The sequence below is a fragment of the Allosphingosinicella sp. genome (genome assembly GCF_036403745.1).
Lineage (GTDB): Bacteria > Pseudomonadota > Alphaproteobacteria > Sphingomonadales > Sphingomonadaceae > Allosphingosinicella.
Genome location: NZ_DASWQI010000080.1, coordinates 1 through 2,561, shown reverse-complemented (window position 1 = coordinate 2,561; position 2,561 = coordinate 1). Strand labels below are relative to the sequence as shown.

Below are 2,561 nucleotides of genomic sequence, written 5' to 3'. Positions count from 1 at the left end.
GAAGCCGCCGACCTCGCCAAGGGCCAGGCCGCATTCGTGCGCCAGTGCGCGATCTGTCACACCATCGACAAAGGCGGCGAGAACCGCGTTGGCCCGAACCTCTTTGGGGTCGTCGGCCGGCGCGCCGGCGCTGCGCCGGATTTCAAGTACACCAATGCGTTCCGCAATACCGCGACCTTTGAATGGACCGAGGGGCTGCTCGGTCCCTGGATCGCGCTGCCCGCCGTGATGGTCCCTGGCACCGCCATGGGCGTGTTCCCCGGCGTTTCCGACCGGGACAAGGACGACATCGTCGCTTACGTCGCGGCGCAGAAGTAGCGCAGCCTGTACTGCGCTGCGTCAGAAACGTTACGTGTCCCGGGCGAGCGCCGCGAAGACCCGGGACCCAGTGCAAATTTCCCGAAGTTCACGATCTGCCGCCCTGTTGGGGTGGACGGCCCCTCGACGGCATCGCTGTGCCAGAATGAGGTCGTTAAAGATCTCATACAAGAGGAGCCGTCCGTGAACGATCTTATCCGCATTGGTATGGACACGTCCAAGAGTGTTTTTGTACTGCACGGGGTGGATGCTGCCGAGCGGCCGGCTCTGCGCAAGACGCTCCGGCGCCGGCAGGTGATTGAGTTCTTCACGAAGCTGCCCCCGACGTCGGTCGGGATGGAAGCTTGTGGCGCAGCGCATCACTGGTCCCGCGAGCTCGGGGCTTTGGGACATGAGGTAAAGTTGCTGCCGGCGCAACGGGTGAAGCCCTATGTTGCGCGCAACAAGAACGACTCGGCGGACGCTGAGGCGATCTGCGAAGCCATGAGCCGACCCAGGATGACATTTGTGCCGGTGAAGACGGCCGAGCAGCAGGCCGCCCTGATGCTCGCGGGCATGCGCGACCAACTGATCGCCCGCCGCACGCAACTGAGCAATACAATCCGCGGCTATGCGGCCGAGTTCGGATTGGTGGCGGCCAAGGGGCTGGAGAAGATCGAGCCGCTGCTGGCGCGGATTGCGGCGGACGAAAGCTTGCCGACGCTGGCGCGGGCGCTGTTTGCCGCGCTAGGCGAGGACTACGCCGAGCTCAAGCCCAGGCTTCGCAAGATCGAGGCCCAGCTCTTGGCTTGGCACCGGCAGAACGAGCTGAGCCGGCGGCTGGCGGAGATTCCCAGTGTCGGGCCGATCGGCGCCGCGCTCATGGCAATGAAAGTGGTCAATCCACGGGCGTTCCGAAGCGGTCGGGATTTTGCCGCCTGGCTCGGGCTGACTCCGAAGGATCACTCCACGGCCGGCAAGCAGCGGCTCGGTGTGATCACGCGGGCCGGTGACGAGGCGTTGCGGCGCGTGCTGGTGCTCGGCGCCACGGCCGTCATTCAGCAAGTGCGGCGGGGGCGAGGACATCCCTCGCCCTGGTTGGTAGCGCTGCTCAAACGCAAACCGCCCAAGCTGGCAGCCGTGGCGCTGGCCAATAAAACGGCGCGCATTGCCTGGAAGCTGATGCGCAGCGGCGAGCGCTATCACCGCGCATGCGCCACTGCCGCCGCGCACGGCAACGCTTGCTCCGAGGGCGCTTCGTCCCACCCCCGCAAGCCTGGCGCCGTGCTCGCCGCCGTCAAGGTGCGGCCTGGAGGCGCTGCAGCCCGCCGCGCCGGGAACGCGACGGCCGGCCTTGACGGCGGCTGTGCGCGGCGCGCCACAACGATTGCGGTCGGGACGAAGAAACAGTCCGTGGTCGAACAAAGAAACGAAAGCCATGGACATGACTAATCCAGCCTGACCCATAACCCCTTCACGAGCTTCAGCGGTGCGTGGGCATCACCTGCCGCGAAGGCCGGAAAACTTGCGGGAGCAGATGGTGTTGATCGATCGATCGATCCCAAGACGCGAGACACTCCGTGGGACCCAGTGGCACGCTCAAAGCCGCTGCTCTGTTTGGAACTCGCGTCGCGGACCCCATCTTGGCCAGCGGTCATATGCGACCGTATCAACAGGCCGGACATATGATCGCAAGCGGTCCGATCGCACGCACCTGCAAAAGCTCTTGCAACCGAGGGGCCGTCCACATATGGGTCCCCGCTTTCGCGGGGACGACAGCGGAGAGGGTCTTCATGATCGCAGCCTCTCACGGCCTCACCGCATCATCAGCGTTCCGGCGCCGTGGTCGGTGAGGAGCTCGAGCAGCACCGCGTGCGGCACACGGCCGTCGAGAATGACCACGCCCTCGACGCCGGCGTCGAGGGCGTAGAGGCAGGTCTCGACCTTGGGGATCATGCCGCCCGAGATCGTCCCGTCGGCGATCAGGCGGCGCGCGTCGTTGATGGTGAGCTCCTTGATCAGCGACTTCGACTTGTCGAGCACGCCCGGCACGTCGGTGAGCAGTAGAAGGCGTTTCGCTTTCAGCGCGCCCGCGATCGCGCCGGCAAACGTGTCGGCGTTCACGTTGTAGGTTGCGCCATCGGCCGAGGTCGCGACCGGCGCCAGCACCGGGATCAGCTCGCGGCCGAGGATCTGGTTGAGCACCGTGACGTCGACCTTGTCGGGCTCGCCGACGAAACCAAGATCGACGATCTTCTCGATGT

The 2,561-nt window shown here is 65.5% G+C and carries 2 protein-coding genes and 1 pseudogene; 2 read left to right on the top strand and 1 reads right to left on the bottom strand.

Going from position 1 to position 2,561, the window contains the following annotated elements; translation table 11 throughout:
- Together VGC56_RS15155 and VGC56_RS15150 are read left to right on the top strand one after the other, a co-directional pair.
- The coding region (locus VGC56_RS15155; protein WP_464126212.1) for a c-type cytochrome at positions 1-318 on the top strand (318 nt) is incomplete at its 5' end.
- 183 nt (positions 319-501) lie between these two features.
- Positions 502-1,509, top strand: a pseudogene (locus tag VGC56_RS15150) (IS110 family RNA-guided transposase); the annotation flags it as partial.
- 603 nt (positions 1,510-2,112) lie between these two features.
- Here the strand turns inward: VGC56_RS15150 and argB are convergent.
- On the bottom strand, positions 2,113-2,561 hold a 449-nt coding region (argB, locus tag VGC56_RS15145; protein ID WP_464126211.1), incomplete at its 5' end, for an acetylglutamate kinase.